The 25,627-nt window shown below is 72.1% G+C and carries 16 protein-coding genes and 1 pseudogene; 14 read left to right on the top strand and 3 right to left on the bottom strand.

The features are described from left to right. Positions 1–64 precede the first annotated feature (64 nt). From ACZ4WQ_RS35125 to ACZ4WQ_RS35100, 6 genes and pseudogenes are all read left to right on the top strand, one after another. Positions 65–1,000 carry a LysR family transcriptional regulator gene (locus ACZ4WQ_RS35125; RefSeq protein WP_398376472.1) on the top strand — a complete coding sequence of 312 codons (936 nt, stop codon included), beginning with the start codon at positions 65–67 and terminating at the stop codon, positions 998–1,000. Between the two features lie 86 nt (positions 1,001–1,086). Then, a complete protein-coding gene (locus ACZ4WQ_RS35120) occupies positions 1,087–2,325 on the top strand; it encodes a CaiB/BaiF CoA transferase family protein (protein WP_398376322.1) in 1,239 nt (412 codons plus the stop codon). Then, the gene (locus tag ACZ4WQ_RS35115) at positions 2,315–3,235 is read left to right on the top strand and encodes an HpcH/HpaI aldolase/citrate lyase family protein (protein ID WP_385348585.1); all 921 of its coding nucleotides are present in this window, start codon (positions 2,315–2,317) and stop codon (positions 3,233–3,235) included. The genes ACZ4WQ_RS35120 and ACZ4WQ_RS35115 overlap by 11 nt, the downstream gene beginning before the upstream one ends. A gap of 222 nt (positions 3,236–3,457) precedes the next feature. Next, positions 3,458–4,183 (top strand): annotated as a pseudogene (locus ACZ4WQ_RS35110) (SGNH/GDSL hydrolase family protein); the annotation flags it as partial. An 8-nt stretch (positions 4,184–4,191) separates the two neighbouring features. Continuing rightward, positions 4,192–5,196, top strand: coding sequence for a cellulase family glycosylhydrolase (locus tag ACZ4WQ_RS35105; protein ID WP_398376321.1), 1,005 nt, complete (start codon positions 4,192–4,194; stop codon positions 5,194–5,196). An 85-nt stretch (positions 5,197–5,281) separates the two neighbouring features. Then, on the top strand, positions 5,282–7,102 hold the full coding sequence (locus tag ACZ4WQ_RS35100; protein WP_398376320.1) for a glycoside hydrolase family 9 protein: 1,821 nt from the start codon (positions 5,282–5,284) through the stop codon (positions 7,100–7,102). Positions 7,103–7,150: 48 nt separating this feature from the next. Here ACZ4WQ_RS35100 and ACZ4WQ_RS35095 read toward each other — a convergent pair whose 3' ends face one another. Together ACZ4WQ_RS35095 and ACZ4WQ_RS35090 are read right to left on the bottom strand one after the other, a co-directional pair. Beyond that, a complete protein-coding gene (locus ACZ4WQ_RS35095) occupies positions 7,151–11,797 on the bottom strand; it encodes a putative T7SS-secreted protein (protein WP_398376319.1) in 4,647 nt (1,548 codons plus the stop codon). A 204-nt stretch (positions 11,798–12,001) separates the two neighbouring features. Then, positions 12,002–12,490, bottom strand: coding sequence for a glutathione peroxidase (locus tag ACZ4WQ_RS35090; protein WP_361185287.1), 489 nt, complete (start codon positions 12,488–12,490; stop codon positions 12,002–12,004). 157 nt (positions 12,491–12,647) lie between these two features. Here ACZ4WQ_RS35090 and ACZ4WQ_RS35085 point away from each other — a divergent pair, with 157 nt between their 5' ends. Together ACZ4WQ_RS35085 and ACZ4WQ_RS35080 are read left to right on the top strand one after the other, a co-directional pair. Beyond that, positions 12,648–13,193, top strand: a complete 546-nt coding sequence (locus tag ACZ4WQ_RS35085) for a hypothetical protein (protein ID WP_398376318.1) — start codon at positions 12,648–12,650, stop codon at positions 13,191–13,193. Between the two features lie 80 nt (positions 13,194–13,273). Continuing rightward, positions 13,274–14,353, top strand: coding sequence for a phosphorylase family protein (locus tag ACZ4WQ_RS35080; protein WP_398376316.1), 1,080 nt, complete (start codon positions 13,274–13,276; stop codon positions 14,351–14,353). Between the two features lie 314 nt (positions 14,354–14,667). Here ACZ4WQ_RS35080 and ACZ4WQ_RS35075 read toward each other — a convergent pair whose 3' ends face one another. Next, positions 14,668–14,910, bottom strand: coding sequence for a hypothetical protein (locus tag ACZ4WQ_RS35075; RefSeq protein WP_398376314.1), 243 nt, complete (start codon positions 14,908–14,910; stop codon positions 14,668–14,670). 95 nt (positions 14,911–15,005) lie between these two features. Between ACZ4WQ_RS35075 and ACZ4WQ_RS35070 the strand changes: the two genes are divergently transcribed. The 6 genes from ACZ4WQ_RS35070 (at position 15,006) to fxsT (ending at position 25,619) form a co-directional block, all read left to right on the top strand. Then, entirely contained in the window at positions 15,006–15,995 is a 990-nt protein-coding gene (locus ACZ4WQ_RS35070; RefSeq protein WP_398376313.1) for a twin-arginine translocation signal domain-containing protein, read from the top strand. Positions 15,996–16,775: 780 nt separating this feature from the next. Further along, the gene (locus tag ACZ4WQ_RS35065; protein ID WP_398376312.1) at positions 16,776–17,621 is read left to right on the top strand and encodes a hypothetical protein; all 846 of its coding nucleotides are present in this window, start codon (positions 16,776–16,778) and stop codon (positions 17,619–17,621) included. A 143-nt stretch (positions 17,622–17,764) separates the two neighbouring features. Continuing rightward, positions 17,765–17,977, top strand: coding sequence for a hypothetical protein (locus ACZ4WQ_RS35060; protein WP_385348611.1), 213 nt, complete (start codon positions 17,765–17,767; stop codon positions 17,975–17,977). Positions 17,978–18,556: 579 nt separating this feature from the next. Then, on the top strand, positions 18,557–20,029 hold the full coding sequence (locus ACZ4WQ_RS35055) for a VMAP-C domain-containing protein (RefSeq protein WP_358848845.1): 1,473 nt from the start codon (positions 18,557–18,559) through the stop codon (positions 20,027–20,029). Then, positions 20,026–21,213, top strand: coding sequence for an AAA family ATPase (locus tag ACZ4WQ_RS35050; protein WP_398376311.1), 1,188 nt, complete (start codon positions 20,026–20,028; stop codon positions 21,211–21,213). The genes ACZ4WQ_RS35055 and ACZ4WQ_RS35050 overlap by 4 nt, the downstream gene beginning before the upstream one ends. After that, positions 21,210–25,619 (top strand): FxSxx-COOH system tetratricopeptide repeat protein, encoded by a 4,410-nt coding sequence (fxsT, locus tag ACZ4WQ_RS35045; RefSeq protein WP_398376307.1) that lies wholly within the window; start codon positions 21,210–21,212, stop codon positions 25,617–25,619. Before ACZ4WQ_RS35050 ends, fxsT begins: the two co-directional genes overlap by 4 nt. Positions 25,620–25,627: the final 8 nt, after the last annotated feature.

Here is a 25,627-nt window from a genome sequence, read left to right as displayed (position 1 = left end):
CTGTCCATGCGTTTAGCGCAACAGTTCCCCGGCGCGGCGCCCGCGCCTATCCTCCCGCTTCATGATGGACGTCACTTTGCGCCAGCTCGCTGCGTACGCCGCGGTGGCCCGGGCCGAGAGCTTTACCGCCGCCGCGGCCGAACTGCATGTGTCCCAGTCCTCGCTGAGCCGCGCCGTCGCGGACCTCGAACGCACCCTCAATATGCGGCTACTGGAGCGCGACACCCGCAATGTGCGGCTGACCCCGGCCGGGTCGGAGGCGCTGCGGATAGCGGACCAGATCCTGTCCGCGCACCGGGCGGGCCTGGCGCAGCTGGGGCGCTATGTCTCCGGTGAGCGCGGCACGGTGGCGCTGTCGACCCTCCCCTCGGTGGCGGCCGTGCTGCTGCCCCCGGTGATCTCCGCATTCCGCGCCCGCCGCCCCGAGGTGACCGTACGGCTGCTGGACGGTCTGGAACGGCCGGTGCTGGAGCGGGTGGTGGACGGGGACGCCGACTTCGCGGTGTCCACCGTGGCCCGGCGCACGGCCGGGATACGGCTGCGCCCGCTGGTCCGCGACCGTTTCGACGCGGTGCTTCCCGAGGGCCACCCGCTCGCCGAGCGGTCCGAGGTGAGCTGGGAGGACCTGAGCCGCGAGCCGTTCCTGGCGGTGGGCGCGGACTCCAGCGTGCGCCGGATGACGGACGCCGCCTTCGCCCAGGCGGGGCTGTCGGCGGACCCGGCGGCGGAGGCGTCGAACGTGGCCACGGTGGGCGGGCTGGTGGCGGCGGGGCTCGGGGTGTCCGCCATGCCCGCCCTGGTGCATCCGCTGGTGGCCCCCGGGAAGCTGGTGCGCCGCCCGCTGGTGGACCCGGTGGTGGAGCGGCGGCTGCATGTGGTGCTTCCGGCGCGGCGGGCGCTGCCGCCGGGGGCGCGCCGCTTTCTGGAGCAGCTGGAGGAGTTCCGCGACGCGGGCCATGAGCTGCCCGACGGGGTCTTCTGGGAGCGGGGCGAAGCCTGATCATGGGCAACTATTGCGAGATCGGCATGAATTGATGCCTGTTCATTGCTGGACCCGCATATGGCCGAGCCCGCAGCCTGACTCTCATGGACCGTCTGAACAGCGACAGCCGAGCGCCTCAGGGACAGCAGGGACAGCGGGGACAGCTGACCGGCCTGAAGGTGGTGGAGTTCGCCCATGTCGTCGCGGGCCCCCTCGCCGGGGCGATGCTCGCCGACCAAGGGGCCGACGTGGTGCATGTGGAGCCCCCGGGCTCGGGCGACGCGGCCCGGGCCATGGGGCCCCGGCGCGACGGCGTGCCGCTGTGGTTCAAGGTCGCGGGCCGCAACAAGCGCTCCGTCACCCTCGATCTGCACCACGAGGAGGGGCGGCGGATCGCCCATGACCTCATCGCCTGGGCCGATGTGGTCATCGTGACCCTGCGCGCGGGGCGGCTGCGCGCCTGGGGGCTCGACTGGGAGGCCGTGCACGCGGTCAACCCCAAGGCGATCCTGCTCCAGATCTCCGGCTTCGGCGCGACCTCCTCCCGGGCCGACGCCCCGGGGTTCGGCAAGATGGGCGAGGCCCGCAGCGGGGTGGTGCATCTGACCGGCTTCCCGGACGGGCCGCCCGTGCACACCGGCTTCTCGCACGGCGACGCGGTCACCGGCCTGATGGGCGCCTTCGCGATCCTGGCCGCGCTGCACCGCCGCGACACCGACCCGGACTTCGACGGCGAATGGATCGACCTGGCCCTCTTCGAGCCGCTGTTCCGGCTGGTGGAGTGGCAGGTCATCGCGTACGACCAGCTCGGCGCGGCCCCGGAGCGGGCCGGCAACCAGCTGGCCGTCGCGCCCGCCGCCGTCATCAACACCTACCGCAGCGGCGACGGCGACTGGCTGACCGTCACCTCGGCCACCACCCGCTCGGTGCTCAATGTGGTGCGGCTGCTGGGCCTGAACGAGGCGGAGTACGCGACCGTGGAGGCGCAGCACGCCGGGCGGGAGCGGCTGGATCACGCGCTGCGGGCCTGGGTGGCCGCGCGCCCGGCCGAGGAGTGCCTGGCGGCGTTCGACCGCGCCGAGGTGGTGGCCTCCCGGGTGTTCAGCGCGGCGGACATCGTCGCCGACCCGGTCTACGCCGAGCGCGAGGACATCGTCACCGTCGACGACCCGGACCTCGGCCCCGTCCGGATGCAGGCCGCGCTGCCGCACTTCCGCCGCAACCCCGGCGCGGTGTGGCGCACCGGCCCCGCGCTGGGCGCGGACAACGGCCTGGTCTACGGGCGGTGGCTGGGCATCGACGAGGAGCGGCTGACGAAGCTGGAGGGCCAGGGTGTCATCTGACCGCGACGGCTCGGACGACCGCCGCGCGCCGCTGCGCTCGCTGCTGTTCGTCCCGGGCAGCAGGACCGGCTGGCTGGCCAAGGCCGAGGCGGCGGGCGCCGACGCGGCCATCCTCGACCTGGAGGACGCGGTGCCCCAGGGCGCCAAGGAAGCCGCGCGAGAGGCGGTGGCCGAGGCCGTCGAACAGGCAGCGGGGCCGATGCGGCTGCTCGTACGGATCAACCCGCTGGACCGCGCGGCGGGCTGGGCGGGCGCGGACGATCTGCGCGCCGTGGCGCGGGCGGGGCTGTACGGCGTGGTGCTCCCGAAGGTGGACCGCGCCGACGACGTACGGGTGGCCGACCGGCTGCTGACGTGGTGCGAGCGTGAGGCGGGCCTGCCCGAGGGGCGGATCGCGCTGGTGCCTCTGCTGGAGACGGCCCGCGGGCTGCGCGAGGCGTACGACATCGGGCGGGCCGCCGGCCGGGTGGCGCACCTGGGCGCGCTGACCGCCCCGGGCGGGGACGTGGAGCGCGCGGTCGGCTACCGCTGGAGCCCGGGCGGCGAGGAGACACACGCGCTGCGCGCCCGGGTGCTGCTCGACGCGCGCGCCGCGGGCAGCCCGCACCCGGTGGCCGGGCTGTGGGCGGATGTCGCCGACCTGGCGGGCCTGCGGCGCTTCGCGGAGCAGAACCGGGCGCTGGGGTACGAGGGGATGGCGGTGATCCACCCGTCCCATGTGGCGGTGGTCAACGAGGTGTTCTCGCCGGACGCCGAGGAGCTGGCGCGGTGCGAGCGGCTGGTGGCGGCGGTCGCGGCGGCCCAGGCGCGGGGCGAGGGCGCGGTGCTGTTCGAGGGGCGGATGGTGGACGAGGCGATGGCGGAGACCGCGCGCCGCACCCTCGCCCGGCACAACTCGCCCCCTGCCTGAACTTGTGGTGAGTTTGAGACGGTGACACGCCGAAGCCACGGCGTGTCGCCGTCTCGTATGCACCACGAAGCCGCCGACCCCGATTGACATACTCCAGCAACGTGGTTACACACGATTGGGAGCGCTCCCACCCCACCGAGCCGAGGAGGAACGGCCGTGCGGAGAACGAGGCTTCTGAGGACACTCCTGGCGATCCCGGCACTGACCCTCGCCCTGACCGCGATGCGGCCGGTAAGCCCCGCACCGGACACCGCGACCGCCACGCCGGACACCACCGCCGCCGCCGCGGACACCGCCGCCGCGCCGGTACGCATCATGCCGCTGGGCGACTCGATCACCGGCTCGCCCGGATGCTGGCGGGCGGTGCTGTGGAACAAGCTCCAGAGCACCGGCTACACCTCCGTCGACTTCGTCGGCACGCTCGGCCCGCAGGGCTGCGGGGTGCCGTACGACGGCGACAACGAGGGCCACGGCGGCTTCCTGGCGACGGCCGTGGCGCAGCAGAACCAGCTCCCCGGCTGGCTCGCCGCCACCCGCCCGGACATCGTTGTCATGCACTTCGGCACCAACGACGTCTGGAGCAATATCGCCCCGGACCGGATCCTGGCCGCCTACAGCACCCTTGTGGACCAGATGCGCCAGAGCAACCCCGACATGAAGGTGCTCGTGGCGCAGATCCTCCCCATGAACCCCGGCTCATGTCCGGAGTGCGCCGCCCGGGTGACGGCGCTCAACGCCCAGATCCCCGGGTGGGCGGCGGCCAAGAGCACCTCGCGCTCCCCGGTGGTCGCGGTCGACCAGTGGAGTGGTTTCTCCACAGCCACCGACACCTACGACGGGGTGCATCCCAACGCCTCGGGCGACAACAAGATAGCCGCCCGCTGGTACCCCGCGCTCACCAAGCTGCTGACACCCGGTTGGACGAACCGGGCCCCGAGCGCTCCCGGGAGCCGATGATGCGCGCGACCACCCGTATCGGCCACATCGGCACGGCGCTCGGCGCCGTCGCCGCCGTCCTGATGTCCGCCCTCGCCCTCGCCCCGACCGCCCACGCGGCGACCGGCCTGCATGTGAGCAACGGCCGGCTGGTCGAGGGCAACGGCTCCGACTTCGTGATGCGCGGGGTCAACCACGCCCACACCTGGTTTCCGACCAGGACCGCCAAGGCCCTGTCCGACATCAAGGCCCTGAAGGCCAACACGGTGCGCGTGGTGCTGAGCACCGGGGACCGCTGGACGAAGAACGACACGGCCGACGTGGCCAACGTCGTCGCGCAGTGCAAGCAGAACCGGCTCATCTGTGTGCTGGAGGCCCATGACACCACCGGCTACGGCGAACAGGGCGGGGCGGTCACCCTCGCCCGCGCAGCCGACTACTGGATCGGTGTCCGCTCGGCCCTGGCCGGCCAGGAGAACTACGCCGTCGTCAACCTCGGCAACGAGCCGTACGGCAACAACAACGCCGCCGCCTGGACCGCGGACACCAAGGCCGCCATCGTGAAGCTGCGCAACGCCGGGATCCACAACGCGCTGATGGCGGACGCGCCCAACTGGGGCCAGGACTGGACCTTCACCATGCGCGACAACGCCGCCTCGGTGCTGGCCGCCGACCCGGACCGCAACACGGTCTTCTCCATCCACATGTACGGCGTGTTCGACACCGCGGCCGAGGTCAAGGACTATCTCACCCGCTTCGTCAATGCCAAACTGCCCATCGTAGTCGGCGAGTTCGGGCACAACCACTCCGACGGCAACCCCGACGAGGACGCCATCATGGCCACCGCGCAGTCGCTCGGGCTCGGCTATCTGGGCTGGTCCTGGAGCGGCAACAGCGGCGGGGTCGAATATCTCGACATGGCCACCAACTTCGACCCGGCGGCCCTCACCAGCTGGGGCCAGCGGATCTTCAAGGGGGCCAACGGCATCGCCGCCACCGCCAAGGAGGCCACGATCTACCGCTGAACCGCCGACACGACCCGTCAGCCGCCGTCCGCAGCCCGCGCCGGCCGGACACCGCGCGACCTCGACCTCGACAGAAAGGTCCGTCATGCCCGCTCGCCTTCCCCGTCCGCGCGGTGCCCGCGCCGCCGCCACTCTGCTGGCCGGCGCGCTGCTCCTGATCGCCGCCCCGGCCGCCCCAGCCGCTCCGGCCGCCCCAGCCACCGCGGCGGCGTCGTCGGCCGTCCAGGTCAACCAGGTGGGCTATCTGCCGGGCGGCCCCAAGCGCGCCACCGTCGTCACCACCGCCACCACCGCGCTGCCCTGGCAGCTGCGGGACGCCAAGGGCGCGGTGGCCGCCTCGGGCACCACCGCCGTGCGCGGGGCGGACGCCGCCTCGGGCGACTCCACGCACCTCGTGGACTTCTCCTCGTACCGGGGCACGGGCAACGGCTACACGCTCACCGTCGACGGCCGGGCGAGCCACCCGTTCGACCTCCGCGCCGACCTGTACGACGGGCTGCGCGCGGACGCGATGTCCTTCTTCTACCAGCAGCGCAGTGGCATCCCGATCGAGGCGTCGCTGGCGGGGGCGGCGTACGCCAGGCCCGCGGGACACCTGGGCGTCGCGCCGAACAAGGGGGACACCGGCGTGCCGTGCCAGGCCGGGGTGTGCGACTACACCCGGGATGTCCGCGGGGGTTGGTACGACGCCGGTGACCAGGGCAAGTACGTGGTCAACGGCGGCATAGCGGTGTGGCAGACGGTGAACTCCTTCGAGCGCGCCAAGCGCGCGGGACACCAGGCCGCGCTCGGGGACGCCACGCTGCGGGTGCCCGAGCGCGGCAACCGCGTCCCCGATGTGCTCGACGAGGCCCGCTGGGAGCTGGAGTTCCTGATGCGGATGCAGATCCCGGAGGGCAAGCCGCGGGCGGGCATGGCCTTTCACAAGATCCACGACGCGCAGTGGACCGGTCTGCCCACCCGCCCCGAGCAGGACTCCCAGCCGCGCGAGCTGCACGCCCCGTCGACGGCGGCCACGCTCAACCTGGCGGCGGCCACGGCCCAGTGCGCCCGGGTGTTCGCGGCGTACGACAAGACCTTCGCCGCCCGCTGCCTGGCCTCCGCCCGCCGCGCCTGGACCGCGGCGAAGGCCAACCCGAACGTGCTCGCGCCGGATTCGGACGGCACCGGTGGCGGGGCGTACGGGGACGCCCGGGTCGACGACGAGTTCTACTGGGCGGCGGCCGAGCTCTACGCGACCACCGGCGAGAGCGCGTACCGGGACGCGGTCACCTCCTCGCCCTTCCACACCTCGGCCGACGCGTTCACCCCGCTCGGCTTCGCCTGGCCCGAGACCGCCGCCCTGGGCCGGATCACCCTGGCCACCGTCCCCAACGGCCTGGCCGCCGACGACCGGGCCCGGGTGCGCGCCTCGGTGGTCACGGCCGCCGACGGCTATCTGGCCGCCATGGCCCGCCAGGGCTACGCGGTGCCACTGCCGGTGGACGGCTATGTGTGGGGCTCCAACGGCCAGGTGGCCAACAACGCGAGCGTCATCGCCGTCGCGTACGAGCTGACCGGGCAGGCGCGCTACCGCGACGGGGCGCTGGAGGCGCTGGACTATCTGCTCGGCCGCAACGCGCTGGGCCAGTCCTATGTGTCCGGCTACGGCGAGCAGGCGTCCCGCAACCAGCACCACCGCTTCTGGGCCCACCAGTACGACGCCTCGCTGCCCAACCCGCCCGCCGGGTCGCTCGCGGGCGGCCCGGACTCCGCCCTTCAGGACCCGGTGGCGCAGGAGAAGCTGCCGGGGTGCGCGGCGGCCAAGTGCTACATCGACGACATCGGCTCGTACTCGACCAACGAGGTGGCGATCAACTGGAACGCCCCGCTTGCCTGGCTGGTCGCGTTCGCCGCGGAGCGCTGAGCGGGCTGAACGGGCTGAGCTGACCGAGCGGGGGCCGAGAGCCCCCGCTCACGGTATGACCTCCCGGCACGCCGCCCAGTGCACGTTGCCCATGTTCGGCTGGAGCAGCTGCGAGAGCGGGGTCTCCCTCGTCACCGTCACCGGCTTGCCCGTGATCGTCAGACCGTCGGGCGGGAAGAGCGAATAGTCCCAGACCTGTTGGCCCGGTTCGACGACCTTGGCCGAGCCCAGCGGCTCGGTGCCGAGCTCGATGCGGTTGGCCTTCGGATTCTTGAGCATCCCGCCGTGCTCGACGTACAGGTGGAGTCTCGTCCCCTTCGGGACTGTGACCATGACCTCTCGGCCCGGACGGGTGTCTTCCGACCAGATGGCGCCGTGGCCGCTGAGAACGGTGTCGCCGTCCGGCCGCCCCGCATGCGAGGTGCCGGGTGTACATGGGCAGAGGCCCAGCGGGTCGACCCAGGCGTGCGGGTTCGCCACATACGCGACGGGGTTGGGCGCGGCGGCCAGGCCGAGCGGGTCGGGGCTGGTGTAGCGGGCGGTCTCGGGGTCGTAGTAGCGGAACCGGTTGTAGTGGAGTCCGGTTTCGGGGTCGTGGTACTGGCCGGGGAAGCGCAGTGGCGTGTGCGCCTCCTCGGCCGCCGCGGGGCCGGCCGCGCCCCACAGGGTGGCGTGGTGGCGCGCGACGATGTCGCCGTTCTCGTCGAGGAGTTCGCTGGGGGTGCCCACCAGGTCGGTGACGATGCCGAAGAATCTCCGGTCGATCTCCCGACGGCCCATGTCGTCGGTGACGCGCTCGGTCTGCGCGACCGGGCGGAGCCCGTCGTGGTCCCAGGTGAGGGTGGTCGGCTCGGGCCGGACCTGCCCGGTGGTGGTCTGCTCGACGAGCGTGGAGCCGTCCCAGACGAAGTCCACACGCTCGATGACGGTCTCGCGGTCGGCGGCGAGCCGCAGCTTGGCGGTGCGCCGGCCCAGCGGGTCGTACAGATAGCGCCAGACGGTGCCGTCGGGGGTGGTGACGGAGGTCAGCCGGTCCTCCGCGTCCCATGCGTACCGCCAGGTGTCCGGCTTGCGTGACAGCCTGCTCCGCCGCTTCAGGGTGATCCGGCCCGCCGCGTCGTACGTGTAGCGGACGCGTCCCGCGCGGGTGACACGGGTGCCGGTGTAGGCGCGGGGGCCGGTGGCGTCGGAGTGTGAGGCGAACGGCGCGGGCCAGGAGGCGAAGGTCTGGTTGCCCGCCTCGTCGTACGCGTAGCTCTCGCCCCGCCCGCCGGGGGCGTGGACGGCCGTGACCCGGCCCGCCGGGTCGAGCTCGAAGCCGTGTGCGCCACGCAGGTGGTCGTCGACTCCGGTCAGATGGCCGTCGGCGCGATAGGTGTACACCCGGCGCTGCACGGTGGCGCCTTCGGCGGCCGGGGGGTGGCCGGCGAGGGTCTGCTCGGCCAGCCGGCCGGCCGGGTCCCAGACCTGCGCGAGCGTGGCGCCGGCGCCGATGCGGCGGGAGGTCTCGCGGCCGGCCTCGTCGTACGCGGAGGCGATGGTGTGGCCGCCGGCCTTGAGCGTGGTGCGGTGGCCGGCGGCGTCGTACGCGAAGGAGGACAGCGCGCCGGAGGGGGTGACGCGCCGGACGGGCCGGCCGAGCGCGTCGTAGGTGTGCGCCAGGACCCGCCCGCCGGACAGCTCCGACTTGACCCGGCCCATCAGGTCGCGGTGGAAGGCGAGTTGGGCGTCGGGGCCGTCGGTGGACGCCAGCCGGCCGGCCGGGTCCCAGGCGAAGGTGGTGACCCGGCCGTCCGCCTCCTTGCGCACGATCCGGCCCATGGCGTCCCTGGTGAGGACGACCGTCTGGCCCAGGGGGTTGGTGCGGGAGACGAGCCGGCCGGCGGCGTCGTACCGGTAGGTGGACGTACGGCCGTCGAAGTCGGTCTCGCTCAGCGGGCGGTCCGCCGGGTCGTACGCATAGGTCCAGGTGAGGCCCTGCGGATCGGTCACCCGGGTGAGCCGCAGCCGGGTGTCGTAGGTGTACTCGACGCGGGCGCCGTCGGGCCCCGTGCGGGCGGCCACCCGGTCGAAGTGGGTGTACTCGTACGAGGTGACCCGGCCCAGGGCGTCGGTGTGCGCGACGCAGTTGCCCTCGCCGTCGTAACGCCAGCTCTGCCGGGCGCCATTCGGGTCGGTGTGCGCGGCGAGCCTGCCCTCGACCGTCCACTCCATGCGGGTGGTGGCGCCGAGCGGGTCGGTGACGGCGGTCGGGCGGCCGAAGGCGTCGCGGTGGTAGGTGGTGACGGCGCCCAGCGGATCGGTGATCTCCAGCGGCAGGCCCGCCGAGTCGCAGCGGATCCGGGTGGTCCCGCCGAGGGGGTCGATGACCGAGGTCAGGGCGCCACGCTCGTCGTAGCCGTACCGGGTGGTGTGGCCGGCGGGGTCCGTGGTGGCGGTGCGGTTTCCGCGCTCGTCGTAGGTGTGGCGCCACACCGTCCCGTCGGCGTCGGTGAACTCCACCGGCAGCCCCAGGCGGTTGCGGGCGAAGCTGCGGGTGTGACCGTCCGGTGTGGTCAGCCGGGCCAGGCGGCCGGCCCCGTCGTACGCGTAGCGGGTGGTGTGCCCGAGCGCGTCGGTGTGGGCCAGCGGGCGGCCGTGGCGGTCGGCCCTGGTGCGGACGGTGTTGCCGAGCGGGTCGGTGACGGCGACGATCCGGCAGCGGTCGTCGACCAGGTAGCGGGTGGTGTCGCCGTCGGGCGTGCGGACCGCGGTGACGCGGTGGCCGGTGTCCGGGTCGGCGCCGTCGTAGTCGATACAGAGCGCGACATGGCCCTCGGTGCCGCCCTGGGAGACCACGCGGTCGCGGTCGTCGTAGACGTACTCGTAGCGCCGGTCGTTGGTGTCCACCCAGGCGATGACCCGGTGGTGGGTGTCGTACTCGAAGCGCAGCGGGAGGCCGCTGGAGCCGGTGACCTCGGTCAGGTCGCCGTCGGTGTAGCCGTAGCGGACGAGTTCGGTCTCGCCCAGGCGCAGGGCGGTGATCCGGCCGCCCTCGGTGGCGAACGTCAGGTGGTAGCCGCCGTCGTGGACGATGCCCGTGGGGGTGCCGTCGGTGTCGTGGGTGAAGGTGAGGCGGTGGCCGTTGCGGTCGGAGATCTCGGTCAGCGGCGCCTCGCCGTCCGCGCCGGGCGGCCCGTCGGCGGGACCGGTGTACCGCCGGACGTGGCCGGTGTCCGGGTCGATGACGGTGTAGTCGCCGCCGGGGGTGCGCTCCAGCGGCCACCGCGGGCCCAGTTCTGGCAGGGTCGGCACACCGGGGGCGGGGTGCGGGTAGGACAGCAGCAGTCCGTCGGCGCCGACGAGGACGACGCCCCGGTCGAGGATCTCCAGTCGCTGATCGGCCGTGCTGGACCACGAGGGGCCGAACCAGCGCCCGGCGCGGTAGCCGGACTCGGCCCTGCGCCAGAACACCAGCGGCAGCAGGCCGGGCAGGGACACATCGGTCTGCGGCAGATACATCTTCCCGGTGGCCAGGTCCACCGGGTCGGTGTGGCCGGTGGTCCTGGCGGAGTCGGGCGCGCTGTGCGACGCGGCGCCGTCCTTCTCGAGCTGCGCGTGGCCGCCGGACTTCCCCTTCCAGCTGCTGGGCCTCCAGCCCCTGCCCGGCGCCCGTTCGGCGGCCTTCAGGAGGTCCTTGCCCGCGGTGGCGAACGACCGCACACCCCCGAGGCCCTTGGTGCCGACCAGTTCGGGCACCAGCCTCCCCAGGCCCTCCGCGGGGTCCTTCTCGAAGGAGTCCCACATGGCCCGCAGCGCCGTGGCCGGGTCGTTCGCCATCCGGAGCAGACCGGCGGCGGTGTCATTGAGACGGGTGGCGTATTCGGCGGGGTGGGTGAGGTTGTAGGGGTCCAGGGCGTTCACGGAACGGACGAAGTCCACCAGCCCCGCCGTGCCCTTGACCACGCCGCCGACGAAGTGGCTCCCGTCCAGCCGCAGCCCCTCCACCCCGTCCGCCGCCCGCCGGAGGTACGAGGGTTTGCGCGGGGCCTTGTCGCGCGCCACCGCCACCGCCCGCTGAGCGGTGAGGTGTGCCGCGTCCCGCTGCCGCCGCGCCTCGCCGAGGACGTCCTGGGCCGCCTCGATGTCGGCGCCGCCCGGGTCGTGGCCGGCGGACGCCCCGGCGGGCCGGCCGGTGCGGACCGCCTCGGACGCCTTCCGGCCCCTGCGGTAGGTGCGGACGGCGTCGTCGGCCTGCTTCTGGGCCCACTCCACGGTCTCGGCGAACTCGCGCAGCGCCGCGGCCGCCTCTCCGCAGGCGTCGGCCGCGACATACCACTTCTTCGGCTCGGCGGACACCCGTCGGGTGAAGGCCGCGGCGGACCGTCCCTTCAGGGTGTCGAGGGCGTCGGGGCCGACCCCTTGGAGCCCCTTGCCGACGTCGTTGAAGGCGTTCTCGAAGGCGGTCAGGTGGTCTGCGGTGGCCCGCAACCTGTCGGGGCTGCCGTGGATGAGCTGCCCCGGGTCCTCGGTCTGGTCCAGCCGCATCTCCCCGACGTCCGCGCCCAGCGCGTTCGCGGCCGAGTCGGTCGTACGCCGGACCCAGGCGGCCCCGTCGGCCCAGCCCATGCCGTCCAGCCGGTCGGCGGTGAAGTCGCCCACTCCGTCGACGGCCTCGCCGACGTTCTCCACTTGATCCTCGACGAAGCGCTGCACCGGATCAGGTATGAAATCCCCGAGTCCCACCGCGTGTACCCCCGTACGTGTGCAGGTGCAGCGGTGAGCCTACTGGCGGCGCGGGCCACCGGGAGCGCCCGGGCCACGGGTTTGAGGAGGTTCTGAGGAATCGCGTAGGCGGCCGGCCCGCGAGGGCGGTTTCCCCGCGGGCCGGTGCGCGGTCGTGCGCCCGGTGGCGTGGCCTCAGCGGGGCAGCTGCGCCTCGATCGCCGCGACGACCTCCGCCGCCTCCGGCTCGGTCCGCGGCCGGAACCGGCCGACGACCTCGCCGCCCGGCGAGACCAGGAACTTCTCGAAGTTCCACTGGATGTCGCCCGCCTCGCCCGCCGCGTCCGCGGCCTTCGTCAGCTCGGCGTACAGCGGATGCCGGCCGTCGCCGTTGACCTCGATCTTCTCCATGAGCGGGAAGGACACCCCGTAGGTGGAGGAGCAGAAGGTCTGGATCTCCTCGCCGGTCCCGGGCTCCTGGCCCGCGAACTGGTTGCAGGGGAAGCCCAGCACGGTGAAGCCGCGCTCGGCGTAGCGCTGCTGAAGCCGCTCGAGGCCCTCGTACTGCGGGGTCAGCCCGCACTTGGAGGCCACGTTGACCAGCAGCAGCGCCGTGTCCCGCTGCGCGCCGAGGGTGGTGGGCTCGCCGGAGAGGGTGTGCAGGGGGATGTCGTACAGACTCATCGGGAGAACTCGCCTTCGTCGTTCCGTCGGTGCACGGGTCGGTGCACGGATGGGTACACGGATGGGTGCACGGCAAATCTATGCGCTGCCGCCGGCCGTCCGCGGATCCACTCCAGGGTCCGGCGGCCGGTGGCGCGGCGCTCGTCGAGGGGGATGTGTGTCACGGGACGAGGAAGCCGTCGTCGGCTGGCTGCTCATCGTGGAGTACGAGCAGGTGAAGGAGGAGCAGCGGGCACGCATCGGGTTCCGGGACAATCTGCTCTACGCCACCCTCGCCTCCATGGCGGCCATCATCACCTTCTCGCTGCAAGGCGGCGGCCGGCCGGAACTGCTTCTGCTGCTGCCGCCCGCCTCGGTGCTGCTGGGCTGGACCTATCTGGTCAATGACGAGAAGATCTCGGCCATCGGCCGCTACATACGCCAGGACCTGGACCCGCGGCTGTCCGCGCTCGTCCCCGACCGGCCCCGGGTCTTCGGCTGGGAGACGGCCCACCGGGACGACCGCCGCCGGATCTCCCGCAAACGGCTCCAGCTCGCGGCCGACCTGCTGCTCTTCTCGGTGGCGCCGGTCGCCGCCCTGATCGTCTACTGGACCTCCGGCCGGATCGAGGGGCCGCTCGTCGCGATCTCGGTGGCCGAAACCCTGCTGATCTCGGTGTTGACGGTGCAGATCGTGGTGTACGCGGACCTCCTCCGGCCCTGACACCATGGGTCGCTCGGACCGGGCACGCGCGGACGTAGGGGGACAAGGTGTGGGCTGACGGGGGCGGAGGGCGCGCGGAGGTGGTCATCCTCACGGCGCTCGAGGTGGAGTACCGGGCCGTGCGGGCGCATCTGGAGGAGCTGCGCACCGTGGCGGCCGAGCGGGGATCCCTGTTCGAGGTGGGCGTCTTCCGCGACGGCCACACCGGCACATCCGTCGCGATCCATATGACGGGCCCGGGGAATCCGGGCGCCGCGGCCCTGGTGGAGCGGGCGTCGGCGCTGTTCGCGCCGCGGGCCCTGCTGTTCGTGGGGGTGGCCGGCGGCCGCAAGGATGTGGGCCTGGGGGATGTGGTGGCCGCGGACGCGGTGTACGACTACGAGACCGGCAAGGACACCGAGGGCGGTTTTCTGCCCCGCCAGAAGACCCATCAGTCGGCATACGACCTGGTCCAGCTGGCCAGGCATGTGGCGGCCCTGGACGAGTGGCAGCGGAGGATCCACCCGGCCGGGGGCGAGCCGGCGCCGCTCCCCCGGGCCCATGTCAAGCCCATCGCCGCGGGCGGGCGGGTGGTGACGCACCAGCGGTCGGACGTCGGCCGCAGGCTCGCGGCGAGCGCGGGGGACGCGGTGGCGGTGGACATGGAGGGCTTCGGGTTTCTGGCCGGCGCCTATGTCAACCGGGATGTCGACGCTCTGGTGATCCGCGGCATCTCGGATCTGCTCGCCGACAAGAACGAGGCACACGACGAGCGCTGGCAGCCCGTGGCCTCCCGGCACGCGGCGGCGTTCGCCTTCGAACTCCTCCGTCGGCTCCCCGCGACCGCGGCGCCCGCCCCTGTCACCGCGACTGCCCCGGGCCGCCCCGCAGCACGCCGCAAGCTGACGATCCGGGAACTCGGTGAACTCACCGACCTGTTGCTCACCGTGCCGGGGCTGACCTCCCCGGCCGGCTGGCAGCAGCTGCTGGACGAGCTGCCGGGTGTGGGCACGGCAGTGGCCAGGCAGTCGGCGAGCCGGACGGAGGCGCTGGCCCTGCTGCGCACCTGCGAGACGTACGGCGCATGGGCCCAGCTGATGGACGTTCTCGCGGCCATCGCGCCGGACGCCCCGGCCACGGCGGAGCTGACCGCGCGGCTGGCGCTGCTCGGCCCGAGCTGATCGCCAGGATGCGGCTTCCGCGTAGCGGACACTCCACTCGGCGGGGTGAGCGATGCCGTGCCCGTGGTAGCCGTCTTCACCGAATGCTCCCCCTGGTCAGCGCCGTCCGACGAGCTTCAAGCGGGCGGAACGCCGGAGGGAACAGCGAACGGGAGACCCCACAGGTCATTTCGGGAAGCAACCACCGAATTGGGGAACCCCGATCACAACTGCGGACTACGCTTGGAACAGATCACCGCCGTCCCGCAAGGTGCCCCATGGACGAACGCGAAGCCCGCCGCAGCAACTACCCGCTCACGATCCCCGACGGGCTCTTACACAGCGAGGCCCTGCAACGCGCCTGCGCCGCCCGCGACTTCCAGGAAAACTTCCGCCTCGTCAACCGGCGCACCGGCTCCAGCCATGCAGCGATGGCAGCAGCCATCGGAAAGATGACCAGTTCGCGCGTCAGCGACATCATCAGGGGCGTCAGAGATATCCGGGGACAAGAGGTCATCGAACGGGTTGCCGACGGCTTCGGCATCCCGGGCGAAAGCTGGGCTTGCCGACACGCCCATGGGAGTGTTCCCCGGAAAACGGCGGTGCGTCCGATCCGTTCGGCGCGGCAACCCAGTACTTTAATAATACGGTCGAAAGTGGTGGGGAGGAGGATATGGACGTGGATCGACGACGCTTCCTCGGCGCGGCAGCGGTGGCTGCGACCGGTGTCGTGGCTCTGCCCGGCATCGCGGAGGCACGGCAAGAGATCAACGCCGCGTTGTCCGGCTCCAACGCCGGCGACCTGGCCTACCTTGACGAAGCATTCGAGCGGCATCGCGGAGGGTATCGCGGTCGAGCGCCGGCAGTCGCCCTTGCGGAGATGCGAGGAGACCTCGATCTGCTGCGGGATGTCCTGCTCCGTCCGCACCCGGCAGCGGTGCGGACGGATCTGGCCCGTACGGCAGCCGGTATCACCGGGCTGGTGGCAATCATCCAGCATGACCGCGGTGACCAGCGTGACTCACACGGCTGGTTCACCACCGCCGAGCACGCAGCCCGCGGGTCGGGAGACCGTCACATGCTGGCTTGGACGCTGGCCCGATATGCAATGGTCCCGCTCAACTACGGCGCCCCAAGAGCAGCGGCCGAACTTGCCGTCCGAGCACGTGCCGAGGCCGGGCGGAAGCCCTCCGCGTCCGCGGCACTGGCCGCCGCGGTCACCGCGCGGGCTCTGGCAGCGAGCGGCGACCGGCAGGCGGCTCTCCGTGCGGTAGCCGACGCTCGTTCCATCGTCGAGCAATTGGACGGTTCACAGGCTGCCGACACGTGGTTCGGCTACCCGGCCCAGAAGCATCACGTACACCTCTCGCAGGCGTTCACCCTTATGGGCCGAACGCGCGAGGCGTACGCAGAACAGGCCGCAGCGCTCGCACTTACACGCTCATCGTCGGTGATGGCTCGGGCCCTGCTCACAATGGACGAGGCGACCTGTCTGTCTGCGGACGGGGATCCCCTTGGCGCGGCCGACGTGACCGTCGCCGTCTGGGAGGAGTTGCCGCAGGAGTACCGAGGCGGCCTGGTCCGTTCACGGGTCGAAGCCCTGCATCAGACGCTCTCCGGCACCGCTCGGGCCAGAGTAGGTGACGCGCTCGCCGGGCGGTGACCGACGGGCGTCGCCGAAGCCGAGCCGAACCACGCCTTCCCCTCTGCTATCGGCCTTCACGGGGCGCCGGTCGCACCCCGGACTTCGCCTGCTCCACCCACACACGTGGCACACTGCCAACCGAACTCGCAAAAAACCGGTCATACGGCGCCCTTTTCGGGTTACCCTGCGGCTCTTTCTGACCTGATCGACAGCATCAGGGAGCAGCTGTCAAGCACGGCCAGACGTAAACGCAGCCTCCGACCGCTCACACAACAGCAACCACCCTTCCGGCATCATCAACGACTCACGGCGGGAAGCAGGCTCACCGGGCAGGATCTCTTTCAAGTCCCGAGCCACCGGGCCGACGCATACCGGACCTGCAAGATCTTGTACTGCCATTCGAGAGCCTCGTCGTAATCCCTGGGCGTGCAGCTCGTCTCCGTGCTTCGCGCGGAACTCCGCGAACGCCAGCAGCTCTACCCGGTCCGCCGTGATCGAACCGTGCTCGTGCTCGCACTTGTACAGCAGGCGCTTACGGCACCGCAGTCCGCCATCCATCCGGCACCCGAGCGACCACACGACCGCCGCCCATTCAGCTCATCTGGGGCGGGCGGACGCCCCGCGCGCCTTGGAACTCATCCAGATGTTCCTCGAGCGCAGCCGCCTCTCAGGCTGGCTGGCGGCCGACCAGCTGCTCAGCGCGGTGAATCTGGTGACGTCTCAGGCCCATCGTCCGGGTCCCGAGTGGGAGGAGCTACTGCACGCCGTCTGGCACCGGCTGGGTACAGCAGGCCCGACATGACACAGGACCCAGGCAGCAGGTCCTCCGAGCACAGCCGGCCGGACCTCGACTGGCAGCAGATCGCCAACGCGTTATGGCTCACGGTCGTCAGGGCGGAGGCCGACCGCGAGACCGGCCGCCCCGCCCTCCGCCGCGCCCCCGACCCGCCATGGAGTTCGCCCGCGGACGCCGAGGACGAGGAGCCGGAGTCCGAGGGCGAACTGGTCCTGCCCGCGCCGCGGCAGGCCACGGTCGCTGTGCTGCACGTGCTGACTCAAGGTCTCTGGTATCACACGGGGCTCACGCCCGAACGGGTTCGGGTGCGCGTGCCCGAGCCGGGCGCGCCCAACGGCACCTGGCAGCGCCCCGACAGCGCCCCCTGGGCCGGAGGCGAACCGCCGGTCCCGGTACTGGAGCTCGAGGCGCGGTGGCTGCACCGCTGGGCACAGCTCGTGACCCGGCCCTCGGCCCGCGGCCGCGACACCCTCGCACTGCTGCCGGGAGTACCGGCCGAACGCTGGGAGCGGGAACCGGAACCCACCGCCCGGGAGCGGGTGTTCCGCTTCCGCGCCACCGCGTCGCCGAGCGCCTTCAAACTGGCCTCCCGACTGGCGGCCGCGCCGCTGAACATCCCGGTGATGGAGTTCGTCCAGGGCATGCACGAGCCACAGGGCGTCGCAGACCCTGCCCGAGCTCCCGGACACCGAGCGGCTGCTGCCCTACATGCGCGTCCAGGAGCAGGTCTGCAAGGCGCTCTCCGGGCCCTACCTGGAGGGCGCGCGCACCTTCCACGCGCACGTGCTGGCGCACCAGGCGCTCGCCCGGTCGGGCGGTCGATCGGGACGCCCCGGCGAACCAGTTGAAGATCCACCGAATAGGGGAAGTCCGATCCCCGAGGCGGCTGCCGTGACTGATTCCATGAAGTCCCGATCCGACGGGTTGATAGCGACGCTTCGCCCCGTTCCGCATGGGGCCTCCCGCACGCCTGAATTCGAAGGAGAGGCAGATGGCCAACGACCCGAACCAGCACCGCAATGATCGGAATCACGACATACGGGTGTACCTGCTCTTGCTTACCCTGGCAATGATCCTGGTTGTCGTCACGGCACTGGTCTATGTCACCTACCAGCATCCGGCCCTCACCGGCCCGCTGGGAGTCGGCTGCACAGCTGCCGCGGTGCTGGTGTCCGGGCTCGGGTTCGCCATCACGAGGCGGTGAAGCAGCGGCCGCCCGGTCGCGCTCGCCTCGTACCTCCCCGACCGCCGCTGGATGTCATCGCCACGTGTACACGCCGGGCTGCTGGCGCCAATGGTGCTGACGTCTGGCCACAGCCCGGACGCAGGGCCGACCGACCGCGCCCCCAGCCCCGCGGGCTAGCCACCAGATGCCCCGACCTGCGAAGACGACCCGGTCCTCGCCCCGCAGCGCGAGCATGAGGAATGGCGAGAAGCAGCGGAGCGCACTGGCACCACGGTAATGCTCCTGTGCCGTTTCCAGGGGCGCCGCGACGTGCCTGGAGTGTGCTGTCGACGGCGGGCCACGGGCGGAGCCGGCAGCCCGAGGTTGGCCCAGCGGCGCGCCCCTTCGACTCGCCGCGCCCTGCCTCTGACAGCCCGCCATATGCCGGCCACAGCCGTGTGACGGGCGCGACTCTCGCGTCTAACGGGGTGTTATGTATGGCGTTCCGGGCATACAAGTGGTCCGGAGCCCGGGCCGGGCGGCGTCCGCCTGTGGCAAGGTCTCCAGCAAAGATCACCGGCGGCGGGGACTGGTGATGGGGGCGCGGGAGGTCATGGCATGGTGGCCACGGGGGAAGGTGGCCTGGCATCGGTCAACCATCTCGTCACGGCTTTGCGGGAGTTCCGGGTGCTGAGCGACCCGGACTCGCGTGCGCTGTGTCTGGAGCTGGTCGCCAGGGAGCTGGACACGGCGCCGCCGGTCCGCAGCCATCGGGTGACCGACTACTTTCTGGCGGAGCTCGCCAAGGAGTGCCTGGACAACGAGCGGTTCATGCGCGCGCTGCGCGAGTCGCTCGCCATCCTGGCACCGTCGGACGCTACCGCCATCCGCCAACTCGACTCGGTCATACACCAGATGACGGCCCGCCCGGTACTGTCCGCGGCCGCCACCGAGCGGCTGCGCCCGCTGCTGGCGGGTCTGCAGGTGGCCGATCTGGCGGGGCTGTGCCGCGGCGCGGCGGGGCCGCTGCCGGAGGTGCCTCCGGTCACCGACCCGTGGCAGGCCTTCGAGATCCTGAACCGGATGAACGCCAGGCCGGACGGACTGCCGCCGGGCCTGGCCCTGGTCGAGTATCTGGCCGCCTCGGCCTGGCCGCTGGGTCTGGCCGACCGCCTGCGGAGCTGGGCGGACGAGCAGGCGCGCGAGCTGTCGCTGACCTCGCAGCTGAGGTCGCTGCGGCAGCAGGTGGGGCATGCCGCGCCCGCCGAGGCGATCGACGCGTATCTGGTGATCCAGTTGCTGCCGCAGGACGAGCCCGGCCGCTATGAGCTCTCCTCATGGCACCACTACGACCCGGCGGACTGGAATCCGGTCCGCGGCCCGGTCAGCAAGGTCACGGCCGCCACGGTCGAGCGTGCCGTGCAGGACCTGGTGCACGAGGCCGTGGTGGAGTGGGAGGACGCGCACTGCATCCACCTGGAGTTCGTGCTGAGCGCCGAGGACCTCCATCTGCCGGTGCACATGTGGCGCGACGAGCTGGACAGCGACTTCGCCACTCCCCTGTGCTCGACCTACTCGGTGGTCGTACGGAGCCTGGAGCGCAGCCGGACCCGGCACTGGTACCCCTCTTGGAAGAAGCGGTGGAATACCTTCCGCTCGCAGCCGGAGCGGTCCCGGCAGTTGGTCGTCGACGGGCCGGATCCGGACAGTCCGCGCGCCGGTGACCCGAGTGCCCTGGTGGCCCGGCTCAACGCCGACGAGCATGTGGCCGCCCTGGTGCTGAACGCGCCGCCGGGCGCGAGCCGGGAGGGAAACCTCCAGGCCGCGGCGGCGTGGCGGGCGGGCGTCCCGGTCGTCGTATGGGATCGGCGGCACCCCAGGAATCCGGATTTCGTTCATCAGTTGGGCGGGGACCTGGCACGGTTGCGCGAAGCCGTGAAAGAGTTGCGGATGGAGGCCCAAGGCATCGCGCCCGCGGAGCGCGAGGACCACCTTGGGCAACACGTCATGATCGTTTGGGACGACGCGAACCGTCCTGTGGGCGTGGCCGGGCGCTTGGCGGGGCCGGACGAAGGGGTGGGCGGTCGATGACCGACGCAGGGCCTACGAGGCGGCACAACGGACACGCCAACGGCGAACCGGGCCCCGCCTCCCATCTCGGCCCGCCGTCGTCCAGTATCCCCCGCCCCTGGTGGATCTATCAGGGCACCGGCCGCCCGCTGCACGACGTCAGCCTGGAAGAGATCCTTCCGCCGCCGCCTCCCTGGCGCACCTTCAACGGCGTCTCCGCGGGCCCCGCCGACGGCGGCGAGGCGTTATCACCGGAGGACGGCGAGGCGCCGACCGAGCCGCCCGCCCCGCCGGAGGACGAGCAGGACGCCGCGCGGCGGCTGGGCGCCGCTCCCCTGGGCATGCGGTCGGACCCGGAGGAGGCCGATGTCGTCAACGCGGCGCTGATCCTGCGCCGCCCCCTCCTGGTGACGGGCCGCCCGGGGACGGGCAAGTCCACGCTGGCGTACCGGATCAGCAGAGAGCTGGGTCTTGGCCGCGTGCTGCGCTGGCCGATCACCACCCGCACCACGCTGCGGTCGGGGCTGTACGACTACGACGCGGTCGGCCGGGTGCACGCCGCGGCGGCCGGGCAGGCCGCGGACGCCGAATACGCCGAGCACCATGCCCCTGGGCCGGAGGACATCGGGGACTTTCTCCAACTCGGCCCGCTGGGCACGGCGATGCTGCCGCACCGGCTGCCCCGCGTCCTGCTCATCGACGAGTTCGACAAGAGCGATATCGATCTGCCCAACGACCTCCTCGACATCTTCGAGGCCGGCGAATACGCCATTCCGGAGCTGGTGCGCATCCGCAGCCGCCGCCCCGCCGTCCGCGTGCTCACCGACGACCCGGACCGCAGCGCCGTCATCGCCTCCGGGCGGGTGCGCTGCCGCGCCTTCCCGGTCGTCATCATCACCAGCAACGACGAGCGGGAGTTCCCGCCCGCGTTTCTGCGCCGCTGTCTACAGCTGCGGCTGCCCGACCCGGACGCCGACCGGCTCGCCGCGATCGTGGCCGCGCACCTGGGGCGGGCCGACGACCCGCGCGCCCTGGAACTCGTCCAGATGTTCCTCGAACGCAGCCGTCTCGAAGGCGGGCTGGCCGCCGACCAGCTGCTCAACGCCGTGTATCTGGTGACGTCTCAGGCCCATGTTCCGGGTCCCGAGTGGGAGGAGCTGCTGCACGCGGTTTGGCACCGATTGGATGTCGCGGGCCCGCAATGACACAGGACCCGGGCGGCAGGTCCTCCCAGCGCGGTCGGCCGGATCTCGACTGGCAGCAGATCGCCGACGCGTTATGGCTCACGGTGTGCAGGGCGGAGACCGACCGCGAGGCCGGCCGCCCCGCCCCCGCCCCGCCTTCGGCCGCACCTCCCGCGCAGGAGCCGCCCCGCGCCCCGGACCCGCCGCGGGGCTCACCCCCGGACGCCGAGGACGAGGCTCCGGAGCCCGAGGGCGAGCTGGTGCTGTCCGCGCCCCGTCCGGTGGAGCTCGTCGGCGTGCCGGCGCCGTCCGGCGAGCCCCTAGGGCAGGCGGTCGCCGCCGATGTCGTCACGCCCGCACCCCGCCTGGCCGCCGTCTCCCCGCCAACCGCCGAGCGTGCCCTGTCCCGGGCGCTGCGGCCGCTGCGGCGCACCTCGCCCTCGCCGGTCGCGAACGAGGTCGACGAGGAGGCCACGGCCGAGCGCGCGGCGCGCGAGGGGCTGTGGCTGCCCAGTTGCGTCCCCGTGCGGGAGCGCTGGATGGACATGGTCCTGGTGGTGGACCGCAGCAGCTCCATGGTGGTGTGGCGCAGAACCGTCGACCATCTGGTCACCGTCCTGGTGCGCACCGGGGCGTTCCGTACGGTCAGCGTGCAGCGGATCAACTTCGACCACCCCCTCCCCGCGGATCCCGCGGGCGACCGGAGTGGGCCGGTCCGCGAGCGGGGCGGCGGGCGCTCACCGGTGGACGGGATTCCGCCCCGCGGCAAACGGGCCGTGCTGGTCCTCACCGACGGCATCGGCGCGGCATGGGCGGACGAGACCGGCAAGCGCGCTCTGGCCCGCTGGGCCCGGCAGGCCACCGTCGCCGTCCTGCATGTGCTGAACCAGGGCCACTGGCACCACACGGGGCTCACCCCCGAACGGGTGCGGGTGCGCGTGCCCGAGCCGGGCGCGCCCAACGGCACCTGGCAGCGCCCCGACGGCGCCCCCTGGCCCGGAGGCGAACCGCCGGTCCCGGTACTGGAGCTCGAGGCGCGGTGGCTGCACCGCTGGGCGCAGCTGGTGACCCGGCCCTCGGCCCGCGGCCGCGACACCCTCGCACTGCTGCCCGGAGTACCGGCCGAGCGCTGGGAGCGCGAGCCGGAACCCACCGCCCGGGAGCGGGTGTTCCGCTTCCGCGCCACCGCGTCGCCGAGCGCCTTCAAACTGGCCTCCCGGCTGGCGGCCGCGCCGCTGAACATCCCGGTGATGGAGTTCGTCCAGGGCATGCACGAGCCGCAGGGCAGCCCCGGCGACCTCGCCGAGATCCTGCTGGGCGGGCTGCTGCGCAAGGTCGGCGCGGCGGACCCGATGGACGAGACCGGGATCGGCTACGAGTTCCACCAGGGAGTGCGGGAACTCCTGCTGTCGGCCGGGATGCGGGACGAGTCGCTGTACATCCTGCGCAGCGTCCTGGACCGGCTCGGCCGCCGCTGGAAGCCCCTGCACGTCCTGCGGGACGCACTCAACCACCCCTCGCAGACCCTGCCCGAGCTCCCGGACACCGAGCGGCTGCTGCCCTACATGCGCGTCCAGGAGCAGGTCTACAAGGCGCTCTCCGGGCCCTATCTGGAGGGCGCGCGCACCTTTCACGCGCGCGTGCTGGCGCATCAGGCGCTCGGCCGGTCGGGCGAACGCCGCGGCGAACCAGTTGAAGATCCACCGAATAGGGGAAGTTCGTTTCCCGAGGCGGCTGCCGTGACTGATTCGATGATGTCCCGAAATTCCCGTTCCAACCCGTCCTCCCCGAAGGACGAATCGTCACCCCCGTCGGCGCACGGCACGCCGGGCGCCGCGGGTGAGCATCCGAGAGGAAGTTTTGTGCCCGTGACCGCTGCCCGGTCCCTGCCCGCCGTGGAGGAGCGCCGTGCCGGGGATCCCCCGGCCATCTGGGGGAACGTCCCGCCCCGGAACAACAACTTCACCGGGCGCCAAGCGTTGCTCGACACCTTGCACGAGCGTCTGAGCAGCGAGGGCACGGCCGCCGTGCTCCCCGAGGCCCTGCACGGGCTCGGCGGCGTGGGCAAGTCGCAGATCGCCCTGGAGTACGTGCACCAGCACGCCTCCGACTACGACGCGGTGTGGTGGATCCCCGCGGAGCGCCCCGAGCAGATCCGGCAGGCACTGGTCCAGCTGGCCGACCGGCTGGGGCTGCACGTCGGCCAGGAGTCCAACATCGCGGTGCCCAGCGTTCTGGAGGCGCTGCGCACCGGCCGCCCCTGCCGCGACTGGCTCCTGGTCTTCGACAACGCGGAAGAGCTGGATACGGTACGGCCCTTCTTCCCCAGCGGCGGCCCCGGCCGGATCCTCGTGACGTCCCGCAACGCCCAGTGGTCCCGGGCCGCCCGCACGGTCGAGGTGGATGTCTTCGACCGGGAGGAGAGCATCGAGCTGCTGCGGCGCCGGGGCCCTGAGCTGCCGGACGAGCAGGCGGACCGGGTGGCCGAGGCGCTGGGCGATCTGCCGCTGGCGATCGAGCAGGCGGCCGCGTGGCTCACCGAGACCGGCATGCCGGTCGACGAGTATCTGCACGTCTTCGAGGACGAGCGGGCCGATGTCAGCACCCGGCGCGCCGAGTTGCTGGCCCAGGGCGTCCCGGTCGACTACCCCGAGCCGGTCGCGGCGGCCTGGAACATGTCGCTGCGGCGGCTCTCCGAGCACCACCCCGGGGCGCTGCAACTGCTCCAGGTGTGCTCCTTCTTCGCTCCGGAGCCGATCTCGCGACGCCTGTTCTCCGGGGTTCGCGGGGTCTCCCTCTCCCCCGAGCTCTCCGAAGTGCTACAGGACCCGATCAAGCTCGGTCATGCGATCCGCGAGATCAATCGCTACGCGCTGATCAAAATCAATCACCGGAATAACACCATCGAGATGCACCGGCTGGTGCAGGCGGTGCTGATGGGCCAGATGTCCCCGCAGCAGCAGGCGGACATGCGGCACAGCGCCCATGTGCTGCTCGCCTACGGCGACCCCAACGACGTCGCCCCCGTCAACTGGCCGCGCTACGCGGATCTGCTGTCGCACGTCCGCGCCTCCCGCGCGCTGGACTGCGACGACAAGTGGGTCCGCCAGATGGTGCGCAATCTGATCAGCTTCCTGTTCGCCTGGGGCGACCACCAGGGCGCCCGCGAGTTCGGCAGCCAGGTGGTGGAGTCCTGGCGCCAGTCCCTGGGCGAGGACAGCCTGGAGACGCTGTCGGCCTCCCGGACCCTCGGCCACGCCCTGACTGCGCTCGGCCACTACAAGGAGGCTCGGGAGCTCAACGACCGGATCCTGGAGTTGCTGCGGGCCCATGCGCAGGCGGGCGAGAACCACGAGGACACCATCGCGACCATGGGGGCGGTCGCCAACAGCGCCCGACTCCAGGGGGATTACGCCCGGTCCGTAGAGCTGGAGAAGGACCGGTGGACCAGGGCGCTGCGCGTCTTCGGTGACGAGGACCCGTACACCCTGGGTGCCGCGAACGACTACGGGCTGGCGCTTCGCGCCATGGGCGACTTCTCACTCGCTCAGGAGATCCACGAGTCCGCGCGCGACGCCGCGGCCATCGTGCTCGGCGAGGACTCCCTCAGCGCGATCCTGCTCGCCACCAACCTCTCCAGCGACATCCGCGGCAACGGCCAGTACCACGCGGCCCGCGCCATGCAGGAGGAGACTTTCGCGCGCGCCTTGCGCAGCGTGCCGCCGAACGCGCCCGTGTTCGTCAACGCGATGCGCACCCTGGCCGTGGCCCGTCGCAAGGCGGGCGATCACGAGGGGGCTATCGAGCTGACCCGGCAGGCCCTGGACAGCTACCGGCTGCGCTATATCGAGCCCAACCTCGACATCACCACGGCTGAGATGAACCTCTCGATGGACCTGCGCCAGAACGCCGACCTGGCCGGCGCCCGGGAGCTGGGGATGAAGTCCCTGGAAGACCTGCGGATCATTCTCGGCCCCCGGCACCCCTACACCTCGAGCGCGGCGACCAACCTGGCCGTCACGCTGCGGCTGCTCGGCGAGACCGAGGAGGCGCTGGCGCTCAACAAGGAGACGCTGCCGGTGTTCGTGGAGACGCTGGGGTCCGACCACCCCTCGGCCCTCGTCTGCGCCATCAACCTGGCCAGCGATCTGTACACGCTGGCGGACTACGAGGAGGCGCACGGCCTGGACACCGAGAGCCTGGCCGTCTGCCGGGAGCGGCTGGGCGAGGACCATCCCACCACGCTGGCCTGCGCGGTCAATCTCTCAGCGGACCTGCGCGCCCTGGGCGAGAGCCGGTCGGCGGAGGAGCTGCACAACGACGCCCTGGAGCGGTTCCGCCGGGTGCTGGGCACCCAGCACCCGGCCACCATCGCGGCGGCCCGTGGCATCCGCGCGGACTGCGACCTGGAGGCGTACACGTTCTGACGCGGCGC

It is taken from the genome of Streptomyces sp. NPDC028305, assembly GCF_055569495.1.
Note: the sequence above shows the minus strand (reverse complement) of the source record. Positions and strands in the feature narration are given on the sequence as shown.

Coding starts and splice junctions, on each gene's coding strand:
- ACZ4WQ_RS35070 (WP_398376313.1), top strand. CDS start 15,006: ATGGACGTGGATCGACGACGCTTCCTCGGCGCGGCAGCGGTGGCTGCG.
- ACZ4WQ_RS35075 (WP_398376314.1), bottom strand. CDS start 14,910: ATGGGCGTGTCGGCAAGCCCAGCTTTCGCCCGGGATGCCGAAGCCGTC.
- fxsT (WP_398376307.1), top strand. CDS start 21,210: ATGACACAGGACCCGGGCGGCAGGTCCTCCCAGCGCGGTCGGCCGGAT.
- ACZ4WQ_RS35060 (WP_385348611.1), top strand. CDS start 17,765: ATGGCCAACGACCCGAACCAGCACCGCAATGATCGGAATCACGACATA.
- ACZ4WQ_RS35050 (WP_398376311.1), top strand. CDS start 20,026: ATGACCGACGCAGGGCCTACGAGGCGGCACAACGGACACGCCAACGGC.
- ACZ4WQ_RS35125 (WP_398376472.1), top strand. CDS start 65: ATGGACGTCACTTTGCGCCAGCTCGCTGCGTACGCCGCGGTGGCCCGG.
- ACZ4WQ_RS35055 (WP_358848845.1), top strand. CDS start 18,557: ATGGTGGCCACGGGGGAAGGTGGCCTGGCATCGGTCAACCATCTCGTC.
- ACZ4WQ_RS35065 (WP_398376312.1), top strand. CDS start 16,776: ATGACACAGGACCCAGGCAGCAGGTCCTCCGAGCACAGCCGGCCGGAC.
- ACZ4WQ_RS35120 (WP_398376322.1), top strand. CDS start 1,087: ATGGACCGTCTGAACAGCGACAGCCGAGCGCCTCAGGGACAGCAGGGA.
- ACZ4WQ_RS35090 (WP_361185287.1), bottom strand. CDS start 12,490: ATGAGTCTGTACGACATCCCCCTGCACACCCTCTCCGGCGAGCCCACC.
- ACZ4WQ_RS35100 (WP_398376320.1), top strand. CDS start 5,282: ATGCCCGCTCGCCTTCCCCGTCCGCGCGGTGCCCGCGCCGCCGCCACT.
- ACZ4WQ_RS35105 (WP_398376321.1), top strand. CDS start 4,192: ATGCGCGCGACCACCCGTATCGGCCACATCGGCACGGCGCTCGGCGCC.